Here is a 23,008-nt window from a genome sequence, read left to right as displayed (position 1 = left end):
CGCGCGAAGGCGTGCGGCGCATGGAGGAGGCATCGGTGGCGGGCGAGTCCCCCGACAGGTCGAAGCAGCGCGAGTCGTCGGCGGAACCGACGTCGGGGAGCGCGGGTTCGGTTCCCGAGGCGCGCGATCCGCGTCTCGGGGTGTCCCGCGAACGGAAGTCGTCGGGCGGCGACACGGCGACGAAGGTCCTGACGGTACGACCCGAAACCCCGGCCGAGCGGGAGCAGTCGGCCGACCCCGAGGACACCGCCCTCCAGGCGGCGGTGTCGACCTGGGTACGCGAACCGAGCCCGGACACGCCCGCGAACGCCGACGACACCGACGGGAAGGCCCCGAAGGCCGACGCCTCGTCCGAGGCGGAGGGCGAGGCCGAGGAGCCGTCCGACGCGGATGCGGATGCGGACGGGGAGACCGCGGCGGAGGGCTCCGCCGACGCGAAGGCCGAGACTGACGCCCCGTCCGACACGGGCACGGAGGCCGAGGCGAAGGACACCGACGGCGCCGAACCGACCGGGGACGAGGACGCCGAGGCCGACGCCGAGGCCGACGCGGACGCTGACGCTGACGCGAAGAACGAGGCGGACGCTGACGCGGACGCGGAGAGCGCGGCAGGCGCCAAGGCGGCCACCGAGGACGAGGCGGCTGAGGACGGGGACGGACCGGAGGCCGCCGATGGCGGGGACGCCCCACAGGGGCCACCCGCGGCCGACGACGAGAGCCGCACAGGTGGTGCGGGTGGGAACGAGGACGCCGAAGGCGAAGCCGAGGCGGCGGACGACGACGGGCCCCGCACGGACCCCCCAGCCAAGGACACCGGCGCCAAGGACCCTGCCCCCAAGAAGACCGGCGTCGACCAGCCCACCACCGTCTTCAAGGCCGTCCGCCCCAAGACACCCCCCGTCGACCAGCCGACGACCATGCTCAAGCTCGGCGGCAAGCCGGCCGCCCCCGAGTCCGACTCCGGGTCCGAGTCCGCCCCCGAACGCACCAGCAAGTTCGTCGCGCTGAAGGACGACCTGCGCAAGCCGGCCGCCCAGGCCAACGCCAAGGCCCCGGACGCCACCACCCCCGTCCCGCAGGTCGGCCCCGAGCGCACCACCCAGCAGCCGCTCCCGCCCAAGCCCCCGCTGGACCTGCTGGCGGAGCTGACGAACACGCCCCCGCCCCCGGAGACCCCGGTCCGCACGCTCGTGCGCCGGATCAAGATCTGGACCCCGCTGGTCCTGCTCCTGGCGATCATCTTTGCGGTCGTACAGGCCGTGCGCCCGCTGCCGACGCCCACCCTCGCGCTCACCGGCAAGGACAGCTACACCTTCGCCGGCGACCGCACCCAGCTGCCCTGGCCCGGCGAGGGCCAGGGCTGGATGGACGTGGACGGCGTCGGCACGATGGGGCACTTCGGCAAGCAGACCCCCGTGGCCATCGGCTCGGTCGCCAAGACCATGACGGCGTACATCATCCTCAGGGACCACCCGCTGAAGGCGGGCGAGGAGGGCCCGAAGATCAAGGTGGACCCGACGGCCGAGAAGGAGGGCGGCTACAACAAGGCCGGCGAGTCGACGCTCGACACCGTCAAGGCCGGTGAGACCCTCACCGAGAAGCAGGCCCTGTCGGCCGTCCTGATCCCCTCCGCCAACAACATCGCGCGGCTGCTCGCGCGCTGGGACGCGGGCTCGGAGGCGGCGTTCGTCAAGAAGATGAACGCCACCGCCAGGGAACTGGGGATGTCCGACACGACGTACACCGACCCCTCGGGGCTGAAGGAGACCACCGTCTCCACGGCCGAGGACCAGGTGAAGCTGGGCCGCGCGTTCGTGAAGGTCCCGGCCCTGGTCGCGATCAGCAGCGCGGCGAGCTGGACGGACCCCTCCGGCAAGTTCTGGCCCAACTACAACGAGCTGCCGTACCGCATCGGCGCGATCGGCATCAAGACCGGCAGCACCACCGCGGCCGGCGGCAACCTGCTCTTCGCCTCCCGCAAGCAGGTCGGCGGGCAGACGGTGACGATCGTCGGCGCGATCCTCGGCCAGCACAAGCCGGAGATCCTGAAGACGGTCAACGCGGTCAGCAAGACGGCGCTGCTCGCCGCCCAGGACGCGCTGACCTCGGCGAAGATCGTGAAGAAGGGGGAGGTCGTCGGGTACGTGGACGACCGGCTCGGCGGCCGTACCCCGGTCGTGGTGACGAAGGACGTCACGGCGGCCGGCTGGGCCGGGATGAAGGTGAAGCTGTCCTTCGCGTCCGGGACCGTGCCGCACAGCGCGAAGGCCGGCACCCGGGTCGGGACGCTCACCGTGGGTGACGGTTCGGCCGGTGCGGTGAAGGTCCCGGTGGCCCTCCAGAAGGACCTGGCGGAGCCCGGTATCGGCGCCAAGCTGACCCGGCTGGGCTGACCGGCCGGGCCGGGGTCGTACGCCCCCCGCGCACCCCGTCATGGAGCCCCCACCCGGGAGCCCCGTGGCGGGGTGCGTGCTAGCGTCACGAATCGGGGCAGGTCGCCGGTCCCGGGACAGGACGGCGAACTGAACGGAACGCGGCCGGGTACTCCTAGGGAAGCGGCCGAGAACAGAAGACGGGACACGGGGAGTGCCTTCAGGTGGCCACAGCGGAGCCGACACACGCCGACGACGCGGATCCGGGCCCGGGATCCGGCCCGCGAATACGTCTGTCCACGACTGACCCGGACCGGCGTGCCGCCGGGCCCGACGCCGGGGCGCGCCCCGGCGGACGCGCCCGTCTGCTCGCCGCCCTGGAACCGCTCAGACAGCGGCTGCTCCGGCACCCCGCGCTGTCGATGACGGCGCTCTCGGGCGTGCTGCACATCATCTGGTTCTTCACGTTCGCGAACAGCGGTGGCGATCTCGCCGCGCAGGACGCGTGGGCGGAGTTCGTCGGCCGGCACCCGGACTCGGCGTACAACCTCGCCTGGTACGGCGGCATGCACCCGGTGTCGTACAGCGTGGTGTCGCCGTATCTGATGTCGGTGCTCGGTGTGCGGACGACGATGATGATCGCCGGGACGGTCTCGGCCGGTCTGCTGACCACGGTGCTGATCCGCAGCCGGGCGGTGAAGAACCCGCTGTGGGCCTCGCTCGCCGGGGTCTTCGCGTTCCTGTGCAACGCGATCTCCGGCCGGGTGACCTTCGGGCTCGGCACGATGTTCGCGCTCGGCTCGGTCGCGGCGGTGTTCTGCTGGCCGTACCGGTGGCGGTTCAAACGCTGGGCGAAGGCCCTGGTCGCCGCCCCGCTGGCGGCGCTCGCCACGATGGCCTCACCGGTCGCGGGGCTGTTCGTGGGCCTGGTCGCGGTCGCCCTGTTCCTCCAGAAGCGGCGGCCGGGCGCGTGGGCGCTGGGGCTCGCGCCGGCGGCGGTGGTCGCGGTGTCGGCCTGGCTGTTCCCGTTCTCCGGCACCCAGCCGATGGGGTTCGGCTCGGTGATCATGCCGCTGTCGTACGGCCTGCTGTGCCTGTTCCTGGTGCCGAAGGAGTGGGTGACGGTCCGGCTGACCGCCGCCGTCTACAGCGTCGCCGTCGTCCTGGTGTGGCTGATCAGTTCGCAGATCGGGTCCAACATCTCGCGGCTGCCGATGCTGTTCGCGGGCGCGACCCTGATCGCGGCGCTGCCGTACACCGTGCCGAAGTCCCGCAAGTGGTACGTGACCGTGCTGGCCTTCCTCGGCTTCGCCGGCTGGCTCGGCTTCAAGTCGGTGGACGACATCCTCCACACCACCCCGGCCGCCTCCTGGGCGCGGGAACTCGCCCCGCTGGTCAACGAGCTCCAGAAGGCCGGCGCCGAGAAGGGCCGGGTCGAGGTGGTCCCGGCCCGCTCGCACCGCGAGGCCTCCGCGCTCGCGCCGTACGTCAACCTGGCCCGCGGCTGGAACCGGCAGGCCGACATGGAGCGCAACCCGCTCTTCTACGACGACACGCTCAACTCGGCGAACTACCACGAGTGGCTCCAGCGGTGGGCCGTGCACTACGTGGTGCTGCCGAAGGACAACCCGGACGGTGACGGCGGCGTGCGCGAGCGGCAGCTGCTGCGGCGCGGGATGCCGTATCTGAAGCAGGTCTGGGGCGACGCGAACTGGCAGCTGTTCAAGGTGACCGATCCGGCGCCGCTCGCCGAGCCGAACGCGGTGGTGGACCGGGCCGAGCAGGGCGAGATGACGCTGCGGGTGCGCAAGGCCGGGCGGATCCTGATCCGGATCCCGTACTCGCCGTGGCTGAGCATCGTCGACGAGCACGGCAGGAGCCAGTCCTACGAGAAGGTCAAGGCGTGCCTGATGGCCACGCCGGAGGACGTCGACGGGGACAAGTGGACCACGCTGCTCGCGCCGAAGCCGGGCACGTACCGGCTGGCCGCGCCGTACCAGCTGCCGCGCGGTACGCCGTGCCCCGACGAACTGAGCAAGCCCTGACGGTCAGCGGAGCCGGTCGGCGTACGTGTCCGTGCCCGGCACCGTCGGGATGAACGGCGCCACCAGCTCCACCCGGCCCAGCCCCGCCGCGGCCACCTGCCCGTCCAGCCCCGTGAAGTGCTCCTCCCAGCACGCGTGGGGGTCCCGCTCCAGGAACCACAGCAGGGTCAGCCGGGTGTCCACGCCCTCGACCTGCCGGACGTAGGTCATGCGGTCGCCCGGCAGCGGGGTGGGCCGGAACACGGTCACCATCGCCGCCGGGGAGCCCGCGAGGCGGCGCGGCAGATGGCGGGCGCGCAACCACTCCAGCAGTGCCGCCCGCCGCTGCGGCGACTCGGCGTCGATCACCTCCAGCACCAGGCCCGGGTACGGGTGGTCGAGGGCGTGGAAGTCCCGGGGACCGGCGGCGCCGTCCCGGTACACCGTCGTCTCGTGGTCCTGGAAGGCCGTGAAGACGTGGGTGCGGTCGTGGTAGACGCGGGCGTCCCGGTTGAGCCGCTTGTTGATGGCGACCGTCCACTTCATGTGGTCGTCGTAGCGGCCGGCGGTGATCCAGTAGGTGGAGAGGTAGCAGCCGGCGGTGACCGGCTGGGCGACGGCCGACTTCTCCGGGTAGCGCAGCAGTTGCAGTTCCCGGGTCGCGACCCAGCGGCGGCCCGCGTACATCCAGGGCATGGCCATCGCGCCGGCGTAGTAGTGGTCGTCCTCGTACCAGCGGTTGTACGCGTACTCGTGGCCGGGGTGCGGCTCGACCATGGTGATCAGCGCGTGGCCGGGGCGGACGCCGTACGGGCCGACGGCGGCCAGTTCGGCGTACCGCTCGCTGCGGGTGTCCTCGCTCATGCGGTTCCCCTTTCCTGCGGTCGCCCATACTCTGACGCTCCGTCAGAAGAAGCGCCATACCGAAGGAGGGGCCATGTCCCTGCTCGCGGGCAAGACCGTCGTCGTCTCGGGCGTCGGGGCCGGGCTCGGCCACCAGGTGGCCGCGGCCGTCGTGCGGGACGGCGGGAACGCGGTGCTCGGGGCGCGCACGGAGGCGAACCTCGCCAAGAGCGCGGCCGGGATCGATCCGGGGGGCACGCGGACGGCGTTCCGGGCGACGGACATCACGGACGAGGGGCAGTGCGAGGCGCTGGCGGCGCTGGCGCGGGAGCGGTTCGGCGGGATCGACGCCGTGGTGCAGGTGGCCGCCTGGGACTCGTACTTCGGCGGGCTGGAGGACGCCGACTTCGCGACCTGGCAGTCGGTCGTCGACGTGAACCTGCTGGGGACGCTGCGGATGACCCGCGCCTGTCTGCCGGCGCTGAAGGCGGGCGGGGGCGGGTCGGTGGTGTTCATCGGGACGCAGTCGGCCGTGGCCGCGCCCTCGCAGGTGAAGCAGGCCGCGTACGCCGCCTCGAAGGGGGCGCTGACCAGCGCGATGTACTCGCTGGCGCGGGAGCTGGGGCCGTACCGGATCCGGGTCAACTCCGTGCTGCCCGGCTGGATGTGGGGGCCGCCGGTGCAGGCGTACGTCCAGTTCACCGCGCTGACGGAAAGGGTGCCGGAGGAGGAGGTGCTGGCGCGGCTGACCGAGCGGATGGCACTGCCGGAGCTGGCCACCGACGGGGATGTGGCGGATGCGGCGGTGTTCCTCGCCTCGGACCGGGCGCGGGCGATCACGGGTCAGTCGTTGCTGGTCAACGCGGGCGAGCTGATGCGCTGACCCAACTCCCCAGGTTCGTCGGGTTGTTCACGTTAATGAACGCAGATCAGCAAGCAGAACAATTTTACTCTGACTTGACCTTACGCTTGCTTGTCGTGTTCATGTGAGCAGACCCACGATCGGGCACATGAACAGTCTCGACTGGGCCGTGCTCATCGGCTACTTCGGTGTGATGGTCGCGATCGGCGTCTGGTCGCACAAGCGCGTGGACAACGTTTCCGACTTCTTCACGGCCGGCGGCAAGATGCCCTGGTGGCTCTCCGGCATCTCGCACCACATGTCGGGCTACAGCGCCGTGATGTTCACCGGATACGCGGGCATCGCCTACACCTACGGCGTCACCTCCTTCATCACCTGGTCCTTCCCCATCGCGCTCGGCATCGCCATCGGGTCGAAGCTGTTCGCGCCCCGCATCAACCGACTGCGTTCCCGGCTCCATGTGGCCTCCCCGCTGGAGTACCTGAAGAACCGTTACAACCTCTCCACACAGCAGGCGCTCGCCTGGTCCGGCATGCTGCTGAAGATCGTGGACGTGGGCGCCAAGTGGGCGGCCATCGCCACCCTGCTGTCCGTCTTCACCGGCATCTCGCTGAACCAGGGCATCCTCATCACCGGCGCGATCACCGCCGTCTACTGCACGATCGGCGGCCTGTGGGCGGACGCGCTGACCGAACTCGGCCAGTTCGTCATCCAGTTGCTCGCCGGCGTCGCGATGTTCGTGGCGGTCGTGCTGAAGCTGAACGACAAGAACATCGGCTTCTTCGGCGCCTGGGACGAGCCGGCCCTGCACGGTCACGGCAAGCCGCTGGTCGGCCCCTACGGCACGGTGTTCCTCCTCGCGTTCCTCTTCATCAAGCTCTTCGAGTACAACGGCGGCATGCTCAACCAGGCCCAGCGCTACATGGCCACCGGCAGCGCCCACGAGGCCGAGCGCTCGGCCCGGTTGTCGGCGGTGCTGTGGCTGGTCTGGCCGGTGGTGCTGTTCTTCCCGATGTGGATGTCCCCGCTGCTGGTCCACGCGCAGAAGCCGGACGGCTCCGACTCCTACGCCCTGATGACCGAACAACTGCTGCCGCACGGCCTGTTGGGCCTCGTCATCGTCGGGTTCTTCTCCCACACCATGGCGATGTGCTCCTCCGACGCCAACGCGATCGCCGCCGTGTTCACCCGGGACGTGGCACCGGTGCTGTCGGCCAAGGCACGGGGCTGGAACGAGCGTTCGGGACTGATCGCGGCCCGCGTCACGACGGTCGTCTTCCTCGGCCTGTCCATGGCCGTCGCGACCCAGGTCAACTCCCCCACCTTCAAGGACATCATCACCGTCGTCATCAAGTGGGTGGCCGGTCTGATGGGACCGATCGCGATCCCGATGATGCTCGGCCTGCTCCGCCCGTTCCGCCGCTCCGGCCCGACGGCGGCGCTCACCAGCTGGGCGGCGGGTCTGCTGGCCTTCTGGCTGGTCAACTACCCCATCAACTGGAGCGTCGACGGCGGCGTCCCGCTCCAGTACCAGGTCTCGATCCCGCTCGCGGTCTCCCTGGTCCTGTACATCCTCATCGGCCACCTCAAGCCGGAGGACACCCCGGCCCGCATGGCCGTCATCGAGAAGGTCAACACGGACGGGGACGCGGTGGCGGCGGTGCCGGTGCCGGCCACGGCGGGCGACGACGTGGTGGGAGCGCCGTAGGGTCCGCTGCCGTAAGCCGCGCCTACGCCCGCGGGTACCGGGCCAGCCACCCCGGTGACGAGCCGGCCGGGCCGTGCAGTGCGGGGCCCTGGGTCATCTCCATCGCGAAGTCGTCGGCCAGTTCCAGGATCGTGGGGCGGCCCTCCAGTTCGGCCAGCCAGGCCGGCGGGAGGGCCGTTTCGCCGTGCAGGGCACCGAGCAGGCCCCCGGTGAGGGCACCCGCCGCGGCGGAGGGGCCGCTCTGGTTCACCGCCAGGCACAGCCCGTGCCGTACGTCCTCCCCCACCAGCGCGCAGTACACGGAGGCGGCCAGCAGTCCGTCCGCCGTACCGTCACCGGCCAGCTCCTCCACCCGGGCCGGGGTCGGCATGCCCTGCCGTACCGCGCCGAGGGCGTGCTGGAGGGCGTCGGAGACCGGCTGGTGGCCGGGGCGGACGGCGAGCAGCGCGAGGGCCCGCTGCACGGCACCGTCCAGGCTGTCGCCGCGGGCCAGCCCGTGCACGATCACGGCGTACGCGCCCGCCGACAGGTAGGCGATGGGGTGGCCGTGGGTCTGGGCGGCGCACTCCACGGCCAGTTGGACGACCAGTTGGGGCTCCCAGCCGACGAGGAGGCCGAAGGGTGCCGAGCGGGCGACCGCCTCCGGCCCCAGCTCCCCCGGGCTCTTCGGGGACTCCAGCGTGCCCATGGTGTCGTCGCCGAACCCGATGAGCAGGGCGCGGGCGGGGTCCCGGCGGGCGTACAGCCACTCCTCGCGGGCCAGCCAGCCGTCGTCCTTGCGGCGCTCGTCGGGCCCCCAGTCCCGCTGGGTGGCCGCCCAGCGCAGATAGGCCCGGTGCAGATCGGTCGGCGGGTGCCAGGCGCCGGTGTCGCGGCGCACCTGGGCGCGTATCAGCCCGTCCACGGTGAACAGGGTGAGCTGGGTGTGATGGGTGACCGTGCCGCGCCGCCCGTGCCCGAAGGCCAGGTCCAGCAGGCCCTCACCGCCGTACGCGGCCCGGATCTCCGCCAGGGACAGGGGATCGGCGGGCCCGCCCAGCGCGTCGCCCACCGCGGCCCCGAGCAGCGTGCCCCGCACCCGGCTCCGGAAGTCCTGCTGTTCGGCACGCCCCCAGACGGCACCGGCTGTCGCCCCCACCAGACCTCCCCTGGCACCGTCCGCCTGTACGACGCCCAGCACTGTAATCGACCCGGGACGGTCCGTTGAGTGCCTCCCGGCCGGATTCTGGCGCAATGCGTACGGCGGACCGGGGCGGCCACCGGGAAGAATCCAGCCATGACCACCACTCCCACCCAGCACACCGGCCTCAGGCTTGCCGCCGGTGTGCTCACCGGCATACTCGCCCTCTACATCGCCCTGGTCGCGCTCGGGAACATCACGGACTTCGGGACCAACCAGCAGTTCGTGCGGCATGTGCTGGCGATGGACACGACGTTCAAGGACGACGATCTGATGTGGCGGGCCGTCACCAGTACGGCGCTTCAGGACACCGCGTACGTCCTCGTCATCGTGTGGGAGACGGTGGCGGCCCTGCTGCTCATCCTGGGGACGTACCTGTGGGCGCGGCGGAAGGACGACCTCGCCCGGCGCTGGTCCACCTACGGTCTGCTGATGCTCCTGCTGCTCTTCGGCGCCGGGTTCATCGCGATCGGCGGTGAGTGGTTCGCGATGTGGCAATCGAAGACGTGGAACGGCCTGGAGGCGGCGACCCGCGTGTTCCTGCTCAGCGGTGTCGCGTTGATCGTCAACCTGCTGCCGGGTCCGGTCCGGCGGGCCGACTCCGCATGACGCGGGGCATACCCCGGGCGGGGGCGCGGAGCGGACAGCTGCGGCGGATCGCCGAGCGCCGGGCGCGGGCCGGCCGGGCGGCCGGGCAGCGGTCCCGGGCTCCGCTGGGCGCGCGCCGCCCGGGGCACCGCCCGAGGGCTCCGGAGCGGACCGGCGGCGCGGCGGGGGCGGGGACCGGCGGCGCGGCCGAGGCGGGGACCGGTCCGGCGGCCGGCCCGGAAGGCTGGGGTCGGCGCGCGGGGCTCCTCGCCATGCTGCTCCCCGGGCTGACGGCGGTCGCCACCCTGGTCTTCACCTGGGTGTCCGTCACGCAGGTGTCCGAGGAACTGACCATCTCGGAGCAGGGACAGATCGCGGACCGGTACGACAAGGCGATCGAGCGGCTGGACGACGGCTCCGCCAACATCCGCAGGGGGGCGATCTTCTCCTTGCAGGGCATCATGGAGGACTCGCCGCGGCAGCAGCCGGCCGTGATCTACGACCTGTCCCAGTACATCCGCGCCCACGCGGCCAAGAAGGCGACCTCGGCCGAGAAGGCACCCGACATCCAGGCGGCGCTGTCCGTGCTCGGTCAGCGCGATCCCGGGCACGACGGGGACCGGGCCATCGATCTGCGGGGCGTCCAGCTGGCCGACGTCGATCTCAAGGGCGCCGATCTGAGCGGTGCGCTGCTCGCCGGCGCGGTCTTCTCGCGCGGTGACCTGGAGGGCACGAAGCTGTCCGGCGCGGACCTGCGGGGCACCGCGCTGCGGCGGACGATCCTGCGCGGCGCCGATCTGTCCCGGGCCAATCTGTACAAGACGGACCTGCGGGAGGCCGACCTGACGGAGGCGGACCTGCGGGGAGCGGATCTGACCGGCGCGGACCTCGCCGGGGCCGGCCTGGCGGACGTACGGGTCGACGGCGCCACGGAGTGGACCGGCGCGCGCCGGCCGGAAGGGGATCTGCCGACGGCGACCGCGGTCCCGGTCCCGCCGGACCGCACCACGTCGACGGCCACTCCCCGGCCCCGCGGGGACGCTACTTGACCACCGCGACCCGGGTGCCCTGGTCGCCGAAGGCCCACAGGGCGGCTCCGTCCTCCTTGTGGAGGCGGATGCCGCCCAGTTTCTGGCCGTTCGCGGGCGGGGGCGAGGAGCCGTCGAGGGCGTTGGAGAAGGCGATGTTCACGCCGTTCACCTTGGTGAAGTACATGATGTGCTCGATCTGCACGCCGTCCGAGCCCTTGAGGGACTGGGTGCGCAGGGTGATCGAGTAGCGGCCGGGCTGCGGGCTCACCGTGCCCGGCCACACCGTGAACGTGCGGGCCGCCTTGCCGGTCGCGTCGACCAGCCAGACCCGCTTCTCACCGAGCGCGTACACGATCCGGCGGCCCTCGCCGGACTCGTCCGGCAGGGCGGGGGCGGACGGCGTCCTCGGCGTCGGCGTCGCGTGGGGGCTCGCCGTTGCCGACGCGCTGGGCCTGGTCACGGCGGCCGTGGGATGCGGCCCGTGGTTCGCCTGCACGGCGAGGGCGACGACGGCAGCGGTCGCCCCCGCCGTCAGACCGGTGACCCAGGCCCACGAGGGCAGTCGGGCAGCCACGGGACGCATCTCCTCCGCTACGGGTCCCCCTTCTCGGCACAAGGGGTCGGATCATCGTACTCAGTCCGCGGAGGGGGATCGGTCCGGGAGGCCGCTCAGTCCAGGACCGGCAGCAGGTCCGGCAGGTGCCCGTCGGACGCCTCGGCCGCCCGCCGGCGTTCCTCCGGTACCTCGCCGTAGAGGGTGGTGCGCGGCTTCGCGGGGCGGCCGGCCGCCTCCGCCACCGCGACCAGGTCGCGGACCGACTTGTACGAGCCGTACGAGGAGCCCGCCATGCGGGAGATCGTCTCCTCCATCAGCGTCCCGCCGAGGTCGTTCGCGCCGGAGCGGAGCATCTCCGCCGCCCCCTCGGTGCCCAGTTTGACCCAGCTTGTCTGGATGTTGGGGATCCAGGGGTGCAGCAGGAGACGGGCCATCGCCGTCACCGCCCGGTTGTCCCGCAGCGTCGGGCCGGGGCGGGCGATGCCGGCCAGGTACACCGGCGCGTTCGTGTGGATGAACGGCAGCGTGACGAACTCGGTGAAGCCGCCCGTCTCGCGCTGGAGCCCGGCCAGTGTGCGCAGATGGCCGAGCCAGTGCCGGGGCTGGTCCACGTGCCCGTACATCATCGTGGACGAGGAGCGGATGCCCAGCTCGTGCGCGGTGCGGATCACCTCGATCCAGGTGGCCGCGGGCAGCTTGCCCTTGGTCAGCACCCAGCGGACCTCGTCGTCCAGGATCTCCGCAGCCGTACCGGGCACGGAGTCCAGGCCCGCCTCCTTGGCCGCCGTGAGCCACTCGCGGATCGACATGCCGGTCCGGGTCGCGCCGTTCACCACCTCCATCGGGGAGAAGGCGTGGACGTGCATCCCGGGGACGCGGTCCTTCACCGCCTTCGCGATGTCGAAGTACGCGGTGCCCGGCAGGTCCGGGTGGATGCCGCCCTGCATGCACACCTCGACCGCGCCCACGTCCCACGCCTGCCGGGCGCGGTCGGCGACCTGCTCCAGCGAGAGCGTGTACGCGTCCGCGTCCGTGCGGCGCTGCGCGAAGGCGCAGAACCGGCAGCCGGTGTAGCAGACGTTGGTGAAGTTGATGTTCCGGGTGACGATGTACGTCACGTCGTCACCGACCGCCGACCTGCGGACGTCGTCGGCCACCCGGCACAGCGCGTCCAGCGCCGGACCGTCCGCGTGCAGCAGGGCGAGGGCCTCGGCGTCGGTCAGCCGGGTGGGGTCGTCGGCCGCCGTGCGCAGCGCCTCGCGCACGTCGGCGTCGATGCGTTCGGGGGCCATGCCGGGGGCCGCCGCCTCCCGCAGGGCCTCCCAGTCGCCGTACACCTCGTCGAAGTCGGCGCGCCGGTCGCCGGTACGTCCCTCGGTGTCGATGGACGTGTGCAGGTCCGTGCGGCCGGTGGCGGTGAACACCTCCTCGGGCTCCTGCCAGGGCCGGCCCGTGACCGGCGCGTCCGGCAGGGCGAGGCCCGTCTCCGGGTCGGCGAGGGCGGACACGTGCGGGCGCAGCCGCGGGTCCAGCCAGGGCTCGCCGCGGCGGACGAACTCCGGGTAGACGCAGAGGCGTTCCCGCAGTTCGAAGCCGGCGGCGCGGGAGCGCTCGGTGAGTTCCTCGATCTGCGGCCAGGGACGTTCGGGGTTGACGTGGTCGATGGTCAGCGGGGAGACCCCGCCCCAGTCGTCGATGCCGGCGCCGATCAGCCGCTCGTACTCGGCGTCGACCAGGTTCGGCGGGGCCTGGAGGCAGGCGGAGGGGCCCATGATGTGCCGGGCGACGGCCACCGTGGCGACCAGGTCGTCCAGTTCGGCGTCCGGCATGCCGCGCATCGCCGTGTCCGGCTTGGCGCGGAAGTTCTGGATGATCAGCTCCTGGATGCCGTGGTGGGCCCGGGAGACCTTCCGGAGCGCGAACAGGGACTCCGCGCGCTCCTCGTAGGTCTCGCCGATGCCGATGAGCAGGCCGGAGGTGAAGGGGACGGAGGAGCGGCCGGCGTCCTCCAGGACGCGCAGCCGGACGGCCGGTTCCTTGTCCGGGGAGCCGTGGTGCGGGCCGCCCGGTTCGGACCACAGGCGGGTCGCGGTCGTCTCCAGCATCATGCCCATGCTGGGCGCGACGGGCTTCAGCCGCTGGAAGTCGGTCCACGTCAGCACGCCCGGGTTGAGGTGGGGAAGGAGTCCCGTCTCCTCCAGGATGCGGATGGAGATGGCGCGGACGTAGGCGATGGTGTCGTCGTAGCCGTGCGCGTCGAGCCACTCGCGCGCCTCCGGCCAGCGGTCCTCCGGCTTGTCGCCGAGGGTGATCAGGGCTTCCTTGCAGCCGAGGGCGGCGCCCTTGCGGGCGATGTCCAGCACCTCGTCGGGGGACATGAACATGCCGTGCCCGGCGCGGCGCAGCTTGCCGGGCACGGTGACGAACGTGCAGTAGTGGCACTTGTCCCGGCACAGCCGGGTGAGGGGGACGAAGACGCTCTTCGAGTACGTGATCACGCCGGGCCTGCCCGCCGCCTCCAGGCCCGCGTCCCGCACCCGGGCGGCGGAGGCGGCGAGGTCGGTGAGGTCCTCACCCCGCGCCTGGAGCAGCACCGCCGCCTCGGCGACGTCGAGGGCGACGCCGTCCCGGGCGCGTTTGAGGGCGCGACGCATGGAGTTCTCGGTGGGGCCGGTTCCGGAGGTCGCGGAAGTCGTCATTCCTTGAGCATACGTTCGCGTTTGATCACTGCTGCGGGGCACTGTCCGGGAGGAGGGGGCCGTAGGCGTCGAGCGCCCGCAGCACCTCCGCCTCCCTGGCCGGCGGCAACTGCACCACGACCTCCTCGATGCCCAGTTCGGCGTAGTGGGCGAGCTTGCCGGGGGTGGGCTGGACGGCGTACGGGACGACCTGGAGGGCGGCCGGGTCGCGGCCCGCGTCCGCCCACACCGAGCGCAGCACGGGCAGCGACTCGGAGAGTCCGCGCCCGCCGATCGGCAGCCAGCCGTCGGCGTACTCGGCGATGTGCGCGAACAGCCCGGGTCCGGCGGCCCCGCCGACGAGCGTGCGCGGGCCGACGACCGGGCCGCGCGGCTTCTGGGCGGGCTTGGGGTGGGCGAGGCTGGCCCGTACGGTGCCGAACTCCCCCTCGTACGCGGTCGGCTCCTCGCTCCACAGCGCGCGCATCAGCGCCATCCGGTCCCGGACCAGCTCCCGGCGGGTCCGCCAGGTCACGTGGTGGTCGGCGGCCTCCTCCACGTTCCAGCCGTAGCCGAGGCCGAGGGTGAAACGGCCGCCGGACAGGTGGTCGAGGGAGGCGATCTGCTTGGCGAGGTCGATGGGGTCGTGCTGGGCGACGAGGGTGATGCCGGTGCCGAGCGCCAGCCGCTGGGTCACGGCCGCCGCCTGGGCCAGGGCCACGAAGGGGTCGAGGGTGCGGCCGTACTCGCGCGGGAGGTCGCCGCCGGCGGGGTAGGGGGTGGTGCGGTCGACCGGGATGTGGGTGTGTTCCGGGAGGTAGAGGCCGGAGAACCCGCGTTGTTCCAGTTCGCGGGCGAGGTGGGTGGGGGTGATGGTCTCGTCGGTGAGGAAGATCGTGACGGAGATGCGCATGGGGCATCGTACCGACCGGTTGGTCGCTCGTCAGGGGTGCGCGCGGGTCCGTCGCGGCTTGTCGCGCCCACGCGGCGAAGCCGCGCACGGATGCCGCGTACGGATACTGTCCCGCGCCCTTCAGGGCGCCTACCGTGGGCCCTGTGACGAGCTTGCGCGGCACTCTCGGCCCAGGGTCCCCGGACTATGTGTACCTCCCCTTCGACGTACCACCGGGGACACGCGAGTTGAAGGTCGCCTACACCTACGACAAACCCCCCGTCCCGCCCGGCACCCCCGGCAACGCCCTCGACATCGGGCTGTTCGACACGCGCGGTACCGAGCTGGGCGGGCGGGGGTTCCGGGGGTGGTCGGGTGGCGCACGCGGCGAGTTCTTCGTGCGGGCGGACGCGGCCACGCCCGGGTATCTCCCGGGGCCGCTGACGCCCGGCACCTGGTCCATCGCGCTCGGGCCGTACACCGTGGCGCCGCAGGGGCTGTCGTACGAGGTGACCGTCACGCTGACGGAGGGGGCCGCCGGGGAGACGCCCGAGCCGGTGTACCCGCCGGACCGGGCCCGGGGGCGGGGGCGGGACTGGTACCGGGGCGACTGCCATCTGCACTCCTGGCACTCCGACGGGCGCCGCACCCCGGCCGAGATCGCGGACCTGGCCCGCGCGGCCGGGCTCGACTTCCTCAACAGCTCCGACCACAACACGTCCGCCTCGCACGCCCACTGGGCCGACGCGGCCGGCGACGACCTGCTGGTGCTGCTCGGCGAGGAGGTCACCACCAGGAACGGGCACGTCCTGGCGCTCGGCACCGAGCCGGGCACCTTCGTCGACTGGCGCTACCGGGCCAGGGACGGCCGCTGGGCGCACTTCGCCCGGGAGATCCGGCGGGCCGGCGGTCTGGTCGTCCCGGCCCATCCGCACGCCGACTGCGTGGGCTGCGGCTGGAAGTTCGGGTTCGCGCGGGCGGACGCCGTGGAGGTGTGGAACGGGCCCTGGACACCCGACGACGAACTGGCGCTCGCGGCCTGGGACGCGGTGCTGGTGGCGTCGGCGCGGGGCGAGCGGGCGTGGCTGCCCGCGATGGGCAACAGCGACGCCCATCGCGCCCCGGACGTCGTCGGGCTGCCCCAGACGGTCGTCCTCGCCGACGACCTGACCCGGGAGGCGATCCAGGAGGGGCTGCGGGCCGGGCGGTCGTACGTGGCCGAGTCACGGCAGGTCTCGCTGGCGTTCTCCGTGACGGCCGAAGGGGGTGAACGGGCCGGGATCGGGGAGCGGTTGGCGGTCCCGAACGACACCCCGGTGACCGTCCGGCTGGAGGTGTCCGGGGCGCCGCGCTGCTCGGTGCGGTTCGTCACCGACCAGGGCGTGCTGTACACCGGCGAACCGCTGCCGGTGTCCGGCACGGGCACCGTGGAGTGGCGCACGACCCCGGACCGCGCGGCCTATGTGCGGGCCGAACTACGGCACGAGGCGGCGCTCGGCCCGGTGCCGGGGGCGATGGCCGCGTTCACCAACCCGGTCTTCCTCGGACCCGCGGAATCCGGGGGGCCCGAGACGGCTCGGTGAGACGGCTCGGTGAGGCGGGTCCGGGGCGTGGCCCCGTTGCGCTCCGTCGTGGCGTGGTGGAGGCTGGCGTCCTCGTACCGGGAGAGAACAGGGGAGCCGGAGTCATGTCAGGCCGCGCAGACCGCAAGCACCGCGTCGTGACCCGCTTCCAGCGGTACGTCGCCAACCCGCTCATCCGGCGCCTGCCGTTCCAGAACCTGCTGGAGACCACCGGCCGGACGTCCGGCCTGCCCCGGCGGACCCCGGTCGGCGGGCGCCGCGTCGGCAGCTCCTACTGGCTGGTCTCCGAGTTCGGCCTGAAGTCGCAGTACGTGCGCAACATCCAGGCCGATCCCACGGTCCGGGTCCGCATCGCCGGCCGCTGGCACCACGGCACCGCCCACCTGCTCCCCGACGACGACCCCGCGGCCCGGCTGCGCACCCTGCCCCGCCTCAACAGCGCGGCGGTACGCGCGCTCGGCACGGACCTGCTGACCGTACGGGTGGACCTGACCGACTGAGCCCCGTCGCCCGCAGGTCCCTCAGCCAGGCCACACCAGGGACTGCACCTCGCTGTACGCGTGCAGGGCGTGGACGCCGACGTCCCGGCCGACACCGCTCTTCTTGAAGCCGCCGAACGGGGCCTCCATGTTGCGCCCGACGGTGTTGATGCCGACACCGCCGGCCCGCAGCTGCCGCGCCACCCGGAAGGCGCGGGCGACGTCGCCGGACCAGACGTAGTCGATGAGGCCGTAGTCGGAGTCGTTGGCGAGGGCCACCCCTTCCTCCTCCTCGTCGAACGGGACCACCACCACCACGGGCCCGAAGATCTCCTCCCGCGCCACCCGCATGTCGTTCGCGCAGTCGGCGAGGAGGGTGGGCGCGACGAAGAACCCCCGTTCCAGGGGCGGTCGTTCGCCGCCCGTCACGACCACGGCGCCTTCCTCGCGGCCGAGTTCGACGTACGACTCCACGCGCTCCCGGTGCTCGGCCGAGATCAGCGGGCCCACGACCGTGTCCGCAGCCGCCGGGTCCCCCACCTTCAGGCGGCCCGCGTATGCGGCCAGGTGCTCCACCAGGCGGTCGTACACCCCGCGCTGGGCCAGTACCCGGGTCGGGGCCGTGCAGATCTGGCCGCTGTAGAAGGAGAAGGTGGTGCCGATGCCGGCGACGGCCGAGGCCAGGTCGGCGTCGTCGAGGACGAGCGCGGCCCCCTTCCCGCCCAGCTCCATCAGCTGCCGCTTCATGTCCCGCCCGCACACCTCGCCGATGCGCCGCCCGACGGCCGTGGACCCGGTGAAGCTGACCATGTCGACGTCACCGGAGGCCACCACGGCCTCCCCCACGGACACGTCCCGCCCGGAGACGACGTTCACCACGCCCGGCGGCACCCCGGCCGCCTCCAGCGCCTCCGCCATCCGGTACACGGAGAGGGGGTCCTGCGGGGCGGGCTTGACCACGACCGTGTTGCCCATCGCCAGCGCCGGGGCGATCTTCCCGGCCGGGTTGGCCCACGGGTTGTTGTACGAGGTGACGCAGGTGACGACCCCGACGGGCTGCCGTACCGCCAGCGCCCCCATCACCCCGGCCCTCCCCATCGGCCCGGCCTCGTTGATCTGCGGGGCGACGGCCCACTCGGCGGGCTCCACGCGCGCGTACCGGCGGAAGCGGGCCGCGGCCACCCCGACCTGCATGGTGCGAGCCGTCCCGGTGGTCGCGCCGGTCTCGGACCGGGCCAGGTCGGCGTACGGCACCAGCCGCTCCCGGATGATCTCCGCGGCCCGCCCGAGCAGCGCGGCCCGCTCCTCCGGCCGGGTCCGCGACCACGCCCCGAACGCCTCCCGGGCCGCCGCGCAGGCCGCCCGCGCCTGCGCGGTCGAGGCCTCCGGCGCCCAGCCGACGGTCTCCTCGGTGGCCGGGTCGGTCACCGGGTAGTGCCCGGCGTCCGGCGCCACCCACCGGCCGCCGACGAACAGCGGCTGCCCCTCACCCCCCGCGTGCGCACCGCCCGCGCCCGCCGCGTGCCCGCCGGCCGCGCTCACCGCGTGCTCACCGTCCGCGTGTCCCGCCCGGACCGCAGCACCCGGCCCGGTACGGCCCCGGTCACCACGTCGTCCCGGATCGCCTCCACGCCGTTGACCCACACGGCCCGCACCCCGACCGCCCGGGAGTCCAGGCGGGGGCTGTCGCCCGGCAGGTCGTGCACCAGCCGGGCCTGGCCGGCGTCGATCCGCTCCGGGTCGAAGAGGACGAGGTCCGCGTGCCAGCCCTCCCGCACCCGGCCCCGCTCCCGCAGCCCGAAGAGCCGCGCCGGGTCGTCCGTCAGCATCCGCACCGCCCGCTCCAGACCGACCAGCCGCCGCCCGCGCAGACAGTCCCCGAGGAACCGGGTGGTGTACGGCGCCCCGCACATCCGGTCCAGGTGGGCGCCCGCGTCCGAGCCGCCGAGCAGGACGTCCTCGTGCTGCCAGGTCTCGGCGCGCAGCGCCCAGGACGCCGGGTCGTTGTCGGTCGGCATGGGCCACAGGACCGTACGCAGCTCGTCGTGGGCGCAGATCTCCACCAGGCAGGCGAAGGGGTCCTGTCCGCGCTCGGCGGCGATGTCGCGCACCACGCGTCCGGTGAGCCCCCGGTTGGCCTCGCTGTAGGTGTCGCCGATGACGTACCGCCCGAAGTCCGTGAGCCGCCGGAAGACGCCGGCCTCCTTCGACCCGGCCCGCCGCAGCATCCCGGCGCGGACGTCCGGGTCCCGCAGCCGGGCGATGCGCTCGGGCACCGGGAGCCCCAGGACCGGGCCCCACCCCGGTATGAGGTTGAGGGCGCAGAAGGTGCCGAGGGACATGTTCATCGGGGTGAGGATCGGCATGGTGAGCGCCACGACCCGCCCGCCGGCCTTCCGGGCCCGCTCGCTCGCGCTCAGCTGCCGGGGGACCCGCTCCGGGACGGCCGCGTCGACGGTGAGCACGTTCCAGTTCAGGGGGCGCCCGGCGACCGTGCTCAGCTCGGCCAGCAGTTCGATCTCGGCGTCGCTGAACTGGTCCAGGCACCCGGCGACGATCGCCTCGATCTGCGTCCCCTCGTGCTCCCCGACGGCCCGCGCCAGCGCCAGCAGCTCCTCCGGCCGCGCGTGCCGGGAGGCCACGGGCTGCCCGTCGCCGTCGGAGTGCGTGCCGGACTGTGTGGTCGACAGCCCCCAGGCCCCGGCGTCCATGGCCTCGTGCAGCAGCCGGAGCATCGCACCGAGCTGCTCCTCGTCCGGCTGCCCGCCGACGGCCTCCGGCCCCATCACGTACCGCCGCAGCGCGCAGTGCCCCACCATGAACCCGGCGTTCACCGCGATCCGCCCCTCCAGGGCGTCCAGGTACTCCCCGAACCCGTGCCAGCTCCAGGGCGCGCCCTGCTCCAGCGCCACCAGGGACATCCCCTCGACCCTGGACATCATGCGGCGCGTGTAGTCGGCGTCCCCCGGGCGGGCGGGGTTCAGCGGCGCGAGGGTGAACCCGCAGTTCCCGGCCGCCACGGTGGTGACCCCGTGGTTGAGCGAGGGCGTGGCGTACGGGTCCCAGAAGAGCTGGGCGTCGTAGTGGGTGTGGGGGTCGACGAAGCCGGGGGCGAGGACGAGTCCGGCGGCGTCCTCCGTGGTGCGGGCTTCCTCGGTGACGTTTCCGATGACGGCGATCCGTCCGTCGCGGATGCCGACGTCGGCGGTGTAGCCGGGGGCGCCGGTGCCGTCGACGACGATAGCGCCCTTGACGAGGTGGTCCAGCATGCCGGGAACCCCCTTACACGGCCTGCCGGAACCTGGTGGTCCGGTGCACCGGGTCGGTGTCGATCTTCGGAATGACGTGCTCGCCGATGAGCCGGATCGTCCGCAGCGTCTCCTCCTTCGGCACGCCCACCGGCAACCCGAAGCTCAACTGGTCGGCGCCCGCCTGCTCCCACCGCTTGCACTGCCGCAGCACCTCGTCCGGGTCGCCGCAGATCAGCAGCTCCTCCTCGATCAGCAGCTCCACGAACTCCGGTGTGTACTCGGGCAGCGTCTCCGGCCACACCGGGAACCCCTCCGGCCGGGGGAACGTGTCGTGGTACCGGAAGACCAGCGAGGGCAGGTAGTGCAGCCCGCCGCGCACCGCGGTCTCGATCGCCTCGGCGTGCGTGGGCGCGCAGATCGCGGTGGTCGTCACCATCACGTTGTCGTTGACGAAGTCCCCCACCGGCTCCGCGTCCACGATCGCCGACTTGTACTGCTCCAGCACCCATTCCATGTCGGAGACCTTCTGGATGCTGAAGCCGAGCACCCCGAGCCCCTTCCTCGCGGCCATGGCGTACGACGGCGGGGACCCGGCCGCGTACCACATCGCCGGGTGGGACTTCCCGTACGGCTTCGGCAGGACCTTCCGCGGCGGGAGCTGCCAGTGCTTGCCCTGGAAGCCCGCGTACTCGTCCTGGAGCCACATCTTCGGGAACTCGGCGATCGTCTCCTCCCAGATCTCCTTCGTGTGGTTCATGTCGGTCACGCCCGGCATGAACCCGAGGATCTCGTGGGACCCGGCCCCGCGCCCGCTGCCGAACTCGAAGCGGCCCTCGCTGAGGTGGTCCAGCATGGCGACCTTCTCGGCGACCTTCACCGGGTGGTTGACCGGGGCCAGCGGGTTGAAGATCCCGGAGCCCAGGTGGATCCGCTCGGTCGCGTGCGCGAGGTAGCCGAGGAAGACGTCGTTGGCGGACAGGTGGGAGTACTCCTCCAGGAAGTGGTGCTCGGAGGCCCAGGCGTACTTGAAGCCGGACTTGTCCGCCTGGATGACGTACTCGGTCTCCTCCATCAGCGCCTTGTGCTCGGCCAGCGGGTCGGTCTCGGCGCGCTTGCCCACGTATCCCTGTACAAAGAGCCCGAATTCCACGGCGGTTCACCGTCCCAAGTTGTCTGACGCACCGTCAGATACCGTTCGTCGGCCGACTGTCGCACCGGCCGCTTCCACCGTCAAGAGCTGACGGCCGGTCAGGTCGGGCTTCAGATGACGCTGACGCCCGCCAGCCAGCCGCCGTCGATCACGAACGGCTGCCCGGTGATGTACGAGGAGTCGTCCGAGGTGAGGAAGAGGGCGAGCCGGGCCACCTCCTCCGGCCGGCCGATCCGGCCCAGCGGCACGAGCCCCCGGTACAGCTCGTCCAGGGCCCGGCCCATCTCCTCCGGGTCGGCGTCCGGGTCCAGCCGGGCCGGGTTCGACATCGCGGTGTCGACGGCGCCCGGACAGATGGCGTTGACCCGGATCCGCCGGCCCGCCAGCTCCAGCGCGGCCACCCGGGTCAGCCCCAGCACGGCGTGCTTGGTGGCGGCGTACGTCCCCACGGCCGCCATGCCGGTCAGAGCGGTGTAGGAGGCGGTGTTGACGATCGTGCCCCCGTCCGCCAGCTCCGGCGCCACGGCCTTGATCCCCAGGAAGCAGCCGACCTGGTTGACCCGTACGACCTGCATGAACTCGTCCAGCGGGGTGTCCACGAGGGCGTTGAAGCGCAGGATGCCCGCGTTGTTGACCAGTCCGTCGATGCGGCCGTACGCCCCTTTGACGGCGGCCACGGCCTCCCGCCAGCCGTCCTCCGTACCGACGTCGAGATGGACGTACAGCGCCCCGATCTCCTTGGCGAGGGCCTCCCCCCGCTCGTCCAGCACATCGGCGACGGCCACCCGCGCGCCCTCCGCCCGGAACAGCCGCGCCTCCTGCTCGCCCTGCCCGCGCGCCGCCCCGGTGACGATCACGACGCGTCCGTCCAGCTTGCCCATGCCGTACTCCTCAGAGGTCGGGAGCCACTTCGGCTCCGAAGGCCGCCACCTGGTCGGTGAGCTCGGCGCGGCTGCGGCTGCGGAACCGCACCTGGATCTGGTCCACGCCCATCGCGCGGTAGGCGCGCAGGGACTCGGCGAGCGCCCGCGGGGGGCCGGTGACCGTGCGCCGCCCCACCTCCCAGGCGGGCGTGCCCACGTACAGCGGCTCGGTGAGGGCGCCGACGGTGTAGGGCCCGTCGAGGCCGGCGTCCTCCCGAAGGCGCCGGATCCTGCCGATCTGCGCCGGCAGCCGTTCCCGCGGATCGCCCTGCGGCAGCCAGCCGTCGCCCTTCAGCGCGGCCCGGCGGACGGCGGCGGGCGAGGAGCCGCCGACCCACAGGGGGACGTGCGGCTGCGCGGGGCGGGGGCGCTGGCCCAGGCCGGCGAAGTCGTAGTGCTTCCCGTGGTGCTCGGGGAACTCGTCGGGCCCGAGGGCGGCCCGCAGGGCGTCGATGCTCTCGTCGAGCACGGCCCCCCGCCGCTCGAAGTCGGCTCCGAGCGCCTCGAACTCCTCCCGCACGTGCCCGGCCCCCACGCCGAGGACCAGCCGCCCGCCGGAGAGGTGGTCGAGGGTGGCGTACTGCTTGGCGGTCAGCAGCGGGTGCCGGAGCCCGACGACGGCCACGTGGCTGAGCAGCCGTACCCGCTCGGTGACGGCGGCGAGGTGGGCGAGGGTGGCCACGGGGTCGTACCAGACCGTGCTCATGGCCGGGGCGAGACGGCGCGGTACGGCGACGTGGTCGCAGCAGGCGACGTACGCGAACCCGGCCTCCTCCGCCGCCCGCGCCACCGCGACCAGGTCCTGCGGCCCGGCCCCGGTCTCCCACTCCTCCGTGTACAGGGTGCTCTGCGACTGGACGGGGAGCTGGATGCCGTACGCCAGGGCGC

The 23,008-nt window shown here is 72.7% G+C and carries 18 protein-coding genes; 8 read left to right on the top strand and 10 right to left on the bottom strand.

The genetic code is table 11. From position 1 onward, the window contains the following. Positions 1–20 precede the first annotated feature (20 nt). On the top strand, positions 21–2,393 hold the full coding sequence (locus IE294_RS11700) for a D-alanyl-D-alanine carboxypeptidase (RefSeq protein ID WP_229917132.1): 2,373 nt from the start codon (positions 21–23) through the stop codon (positions 2,391–2,393). A gap of 203 nt (positions 2,394–2,596) precedes the next feature. After that, the gene (locus IE294_RS11695; protein ID WP_189885023.1) at positions 2,597–4,417 is read left to right on the top strand and encodes a DUF8823 domain-containing protein; all 1,821 of its coding nucleotides are present in this window, start codon (positions 2,597–2,599) and stop codon (positions 4,415–4,417) included. Positions 4,418–4,420: 3 nt separating this feature from the next. Here the strand turns inward: IE294_RS11695 and IE294_RS11690 are convergent, their stop codons facing one another. Next, positions 4,421–5,260 (bottom strand): hypothetical protein, encoded by an 840-nt coding sequence (locus tag IE294_RS11690; RefSeq protein ID WP_189885022.1) that lies wholly within the window; start codon positions 5,258–5,260, stop codon positions 4,421–4,423. Positions 5,261–5,333: 73 nt separating this feature from the next. On the opposite strand from IE294_RS11690, the gene IE294_RS11685 reads away from it, so the two are divergent. Together IE294_RS11685 and IE294_RS11680 are read left to right on the top strand one after the other, a co-directional pair. After that, a complete protein-coding gene (locus IE294_RS11685) occupies positions 5,334–6,122 on the top strand; it encodes an SDR family oxidoreductase (protein WP_189885019.1) in 789 nt (262 codons plus the stop codon). Positions 6,123–6,249: 127 nt separating this feature from the next. Then, positions 6,250–7,809, top strand: coding sequence for a sodium:solute symporter family protein (locus IE294_RS11680; protein ID WP_189885017.1), 1,560 nt, complete (start codon positions 6,250–6,252; stop codon positions 7,807–7,809). A gap of 22 nt (positions 7,810–7,831) precedes the next feature. On the opposite strand, the gene IE294_RS11675 is transcribed toward IE294_RS11680, so the two are convergent. Continuing rightward, the gene (locus IE294_RS11675; RefSeq protein WP_189885015.1) at positions 7,832–8,947 is read right to left on the bottom strand and encodes an ADP-ribosylglycohydrolase family protein; all 1,116 of its coding nucleotides are present in this window, start codon (positions 8,945–8,947) and stop codon (positions 7,832–7,834) included. Between the two features lie 138 nt (positions 8,948–9,085). Between IE294_RS11675 and IE294_RS11670 the strand changes: the two genes are divergently transcribed. Further along, positions 9,086–9,598 (top strand): DUF2165 domain-containing protein, encoded by a 513-nt coding sequence (locus IE294_RS11670; RefSeq protein WP_189885013.1) that lies wholly within the window; start codon positions 9,086–9,088, stop codon positions 9,596–9,598. Further along, the gene (locus IE294_RS47510) at positions 9,595–10,626 is read left to right on the top strand and encodes a pentapeptide repeat-containing protein (RefSeq protein ID WP_229917131.1); all 1,032 of its coding nucleotides are present in this window, start codon (positions 9,595–9,597) and stop codon (positions 10,624–10,626) included. The genes IE294_RS11670 and IE294_RS47510 overlap by 4 nt, the downstream gene beginning before the upstream one ends. On the opposite strand, the gene IE294_RS11655 is transcribed toward IE294_RS47510, so the two are convergent. The 3 genes from IE294_RS11655 to IE294_RS11645 form a co-directional block, all read right to left on the bottom strand. Next, positions 10,619–11,191 carry a hypothetical protein gene (locus IE294_RS11655; protein WP_189885011.1) on the bottom strand — a complete coding sequence of 191 codons (573 nt, stop codon included), beginning with the start codon at positions 11,189–11,191 and terminating at the stop codon, positions 10,619–10,621. The two genes, IE294_RS47510 and IE294_RS11655, sit on opposite strands and share 8 nt — an antisense overlap. Positions 11,192–11,277: 86 nt before the next feature. Continuing rightward, positions 11,278–13,863, bottom strand: coding sequence for a bifunctional FO biosynthesis protein CofGH (locus IE294_RS11650; RefSeq protein ID WP_189885009.1), 2,586 nt, complete (start codon positions 13,861–13,863; stop codon positions 11,278–11,280). A 25-nt stretch (positions 13,864–13,888) separates the two neighbouring features. Beyond that, positions 13,889–14,755 carry an LLM class F420-dependent oxidoreductase gene (locus IE294_RS11645; protein ID WP_189885007.1) on the bottom strand — a complete coding sequence of 289 codons (867 nt, stop codon included), beginning with the start codon at positions 14,753–14,755 and terminating at the stop codon, positions 13,889–13,891. Between the two features lie 143 nt (positions 14,756–14,898). Here IE294_RS11645 and IE294_RS11640 point away from each other — a divergent pair, with 143 nt between their 5' ends. Together IE294_RS11640 and IE294_RS11635 are read left to right on the top strand one after the other, a co-directional pair. Then, positions 14,899–16,317 carry a CehA/McbA family metallohydrolase gene (locus IE294_RS11640; protein ID WP_229917130.1) on the top strand — a complete coding sequence of 473 codons (1,419 nt, stop codon included), beginning with the start codon at positions 14,899–14,901 and terminating at the stop codon, positions 16,315–16,317. A 104-nt stretch (positions 16,318–16,421) separates the two neighbouring features. Further along, positions 16,422–16,817 carry a nitroreductase/quinone reductase family protein gene (locus IE294_RS11635; RefSeq protein WP_058080909.1) on the top strand — a complete coding sequence of 132 codons (396 nt, stop codon included), beginning with the start codon at positions 16,422–16,424 and terminating at the stop codon, positions 16,815–16,817. A gap of 21 nt (positions 16,818–16,838) precedes the next feature. Here the strand turns inward: IE294_RS11635 and IE294_RS11630 are convergent, their stop codons facing one another. The 5 genes from IE294_RS11630 to IE294_RS11610 form a co-directional block, all read right to left on the bottom strand. Beyond that, positions 16,839–18,272 (bottom strand): aldehyde dehydrogenase family protein, encoded by a 1,434-nt coding sequence (locus IE294_RS11630; protein ID WP_189885230.1) that lies wholly within the window; start codon positions 18,270–18,272, stop codon positions 16,839–16,841. Between the two features lie 62 nt (positions 18,273–18,334). Then, positions 18,335–20,065, bottom strand: a complete 1,731-nt coding sequence (locus tag IE294_RS11625; RefSeq protein ID WP_189885004.1) for an N-acyl-D-amino-acid deacylase family protein — start codon at positions 20,063–20,065, stop codon at positions 18,335–18,337. A 13-nt stretch (positions 20,066–20,078) separates the two neighbouring features. Continuing rightward, entirely contained in the window at positions 20,079–21,197 is a 1,119-nt protein-coding gene (locus tag IE294_RS11620; RefSeq protein WP_189885003.1) for an LLM class flavin-dependent oxidoreductase, read from the bottom strand. A gap of 110 nt (positions 21,198–21,307) precedes the next feature. Further along, the gene (locus IE294_RS11615) at positions 21,308–22,078 is read right to left on the bottom strand and encodes an SDR family NAD(P)-dependent oxidoreductase (RefSeq protein WP_189885001.1); all 771 of its coding nucleotides are present in this window, start codon (positions 22,076–22,078) and stop codon (positions 21,308–21,310) included. A gap of 10 nt (positions 22,079–22,088) precedes the next feature. Then, complete coding sequence (locus IE294_RS11610; protein ID WP_189885228.1) at positions 22,089–23,003, bottom strand: LLM class F420-dependent oxidoreductase; 915 nt, start codon at positions 23,001–23,003, stop codon at positions 22,089–22,091. Positions 23,004–23,008 lie beyond the last annotated feature (5 nt).

Source organism: Streptomyces canarius, from assembly GCF_014650735.1.
In the GTDB taxonomy this organism is placed as follows: Bacteria; Actinomycetota; Actinomycetes; order Streptomycetales; family Streptomycetaceae; genus Streptomyces; species Streptomyces olivaceoviridis.
This window is presented reverse-complemented; position numbering and strand designations above follow the sequence as displayed.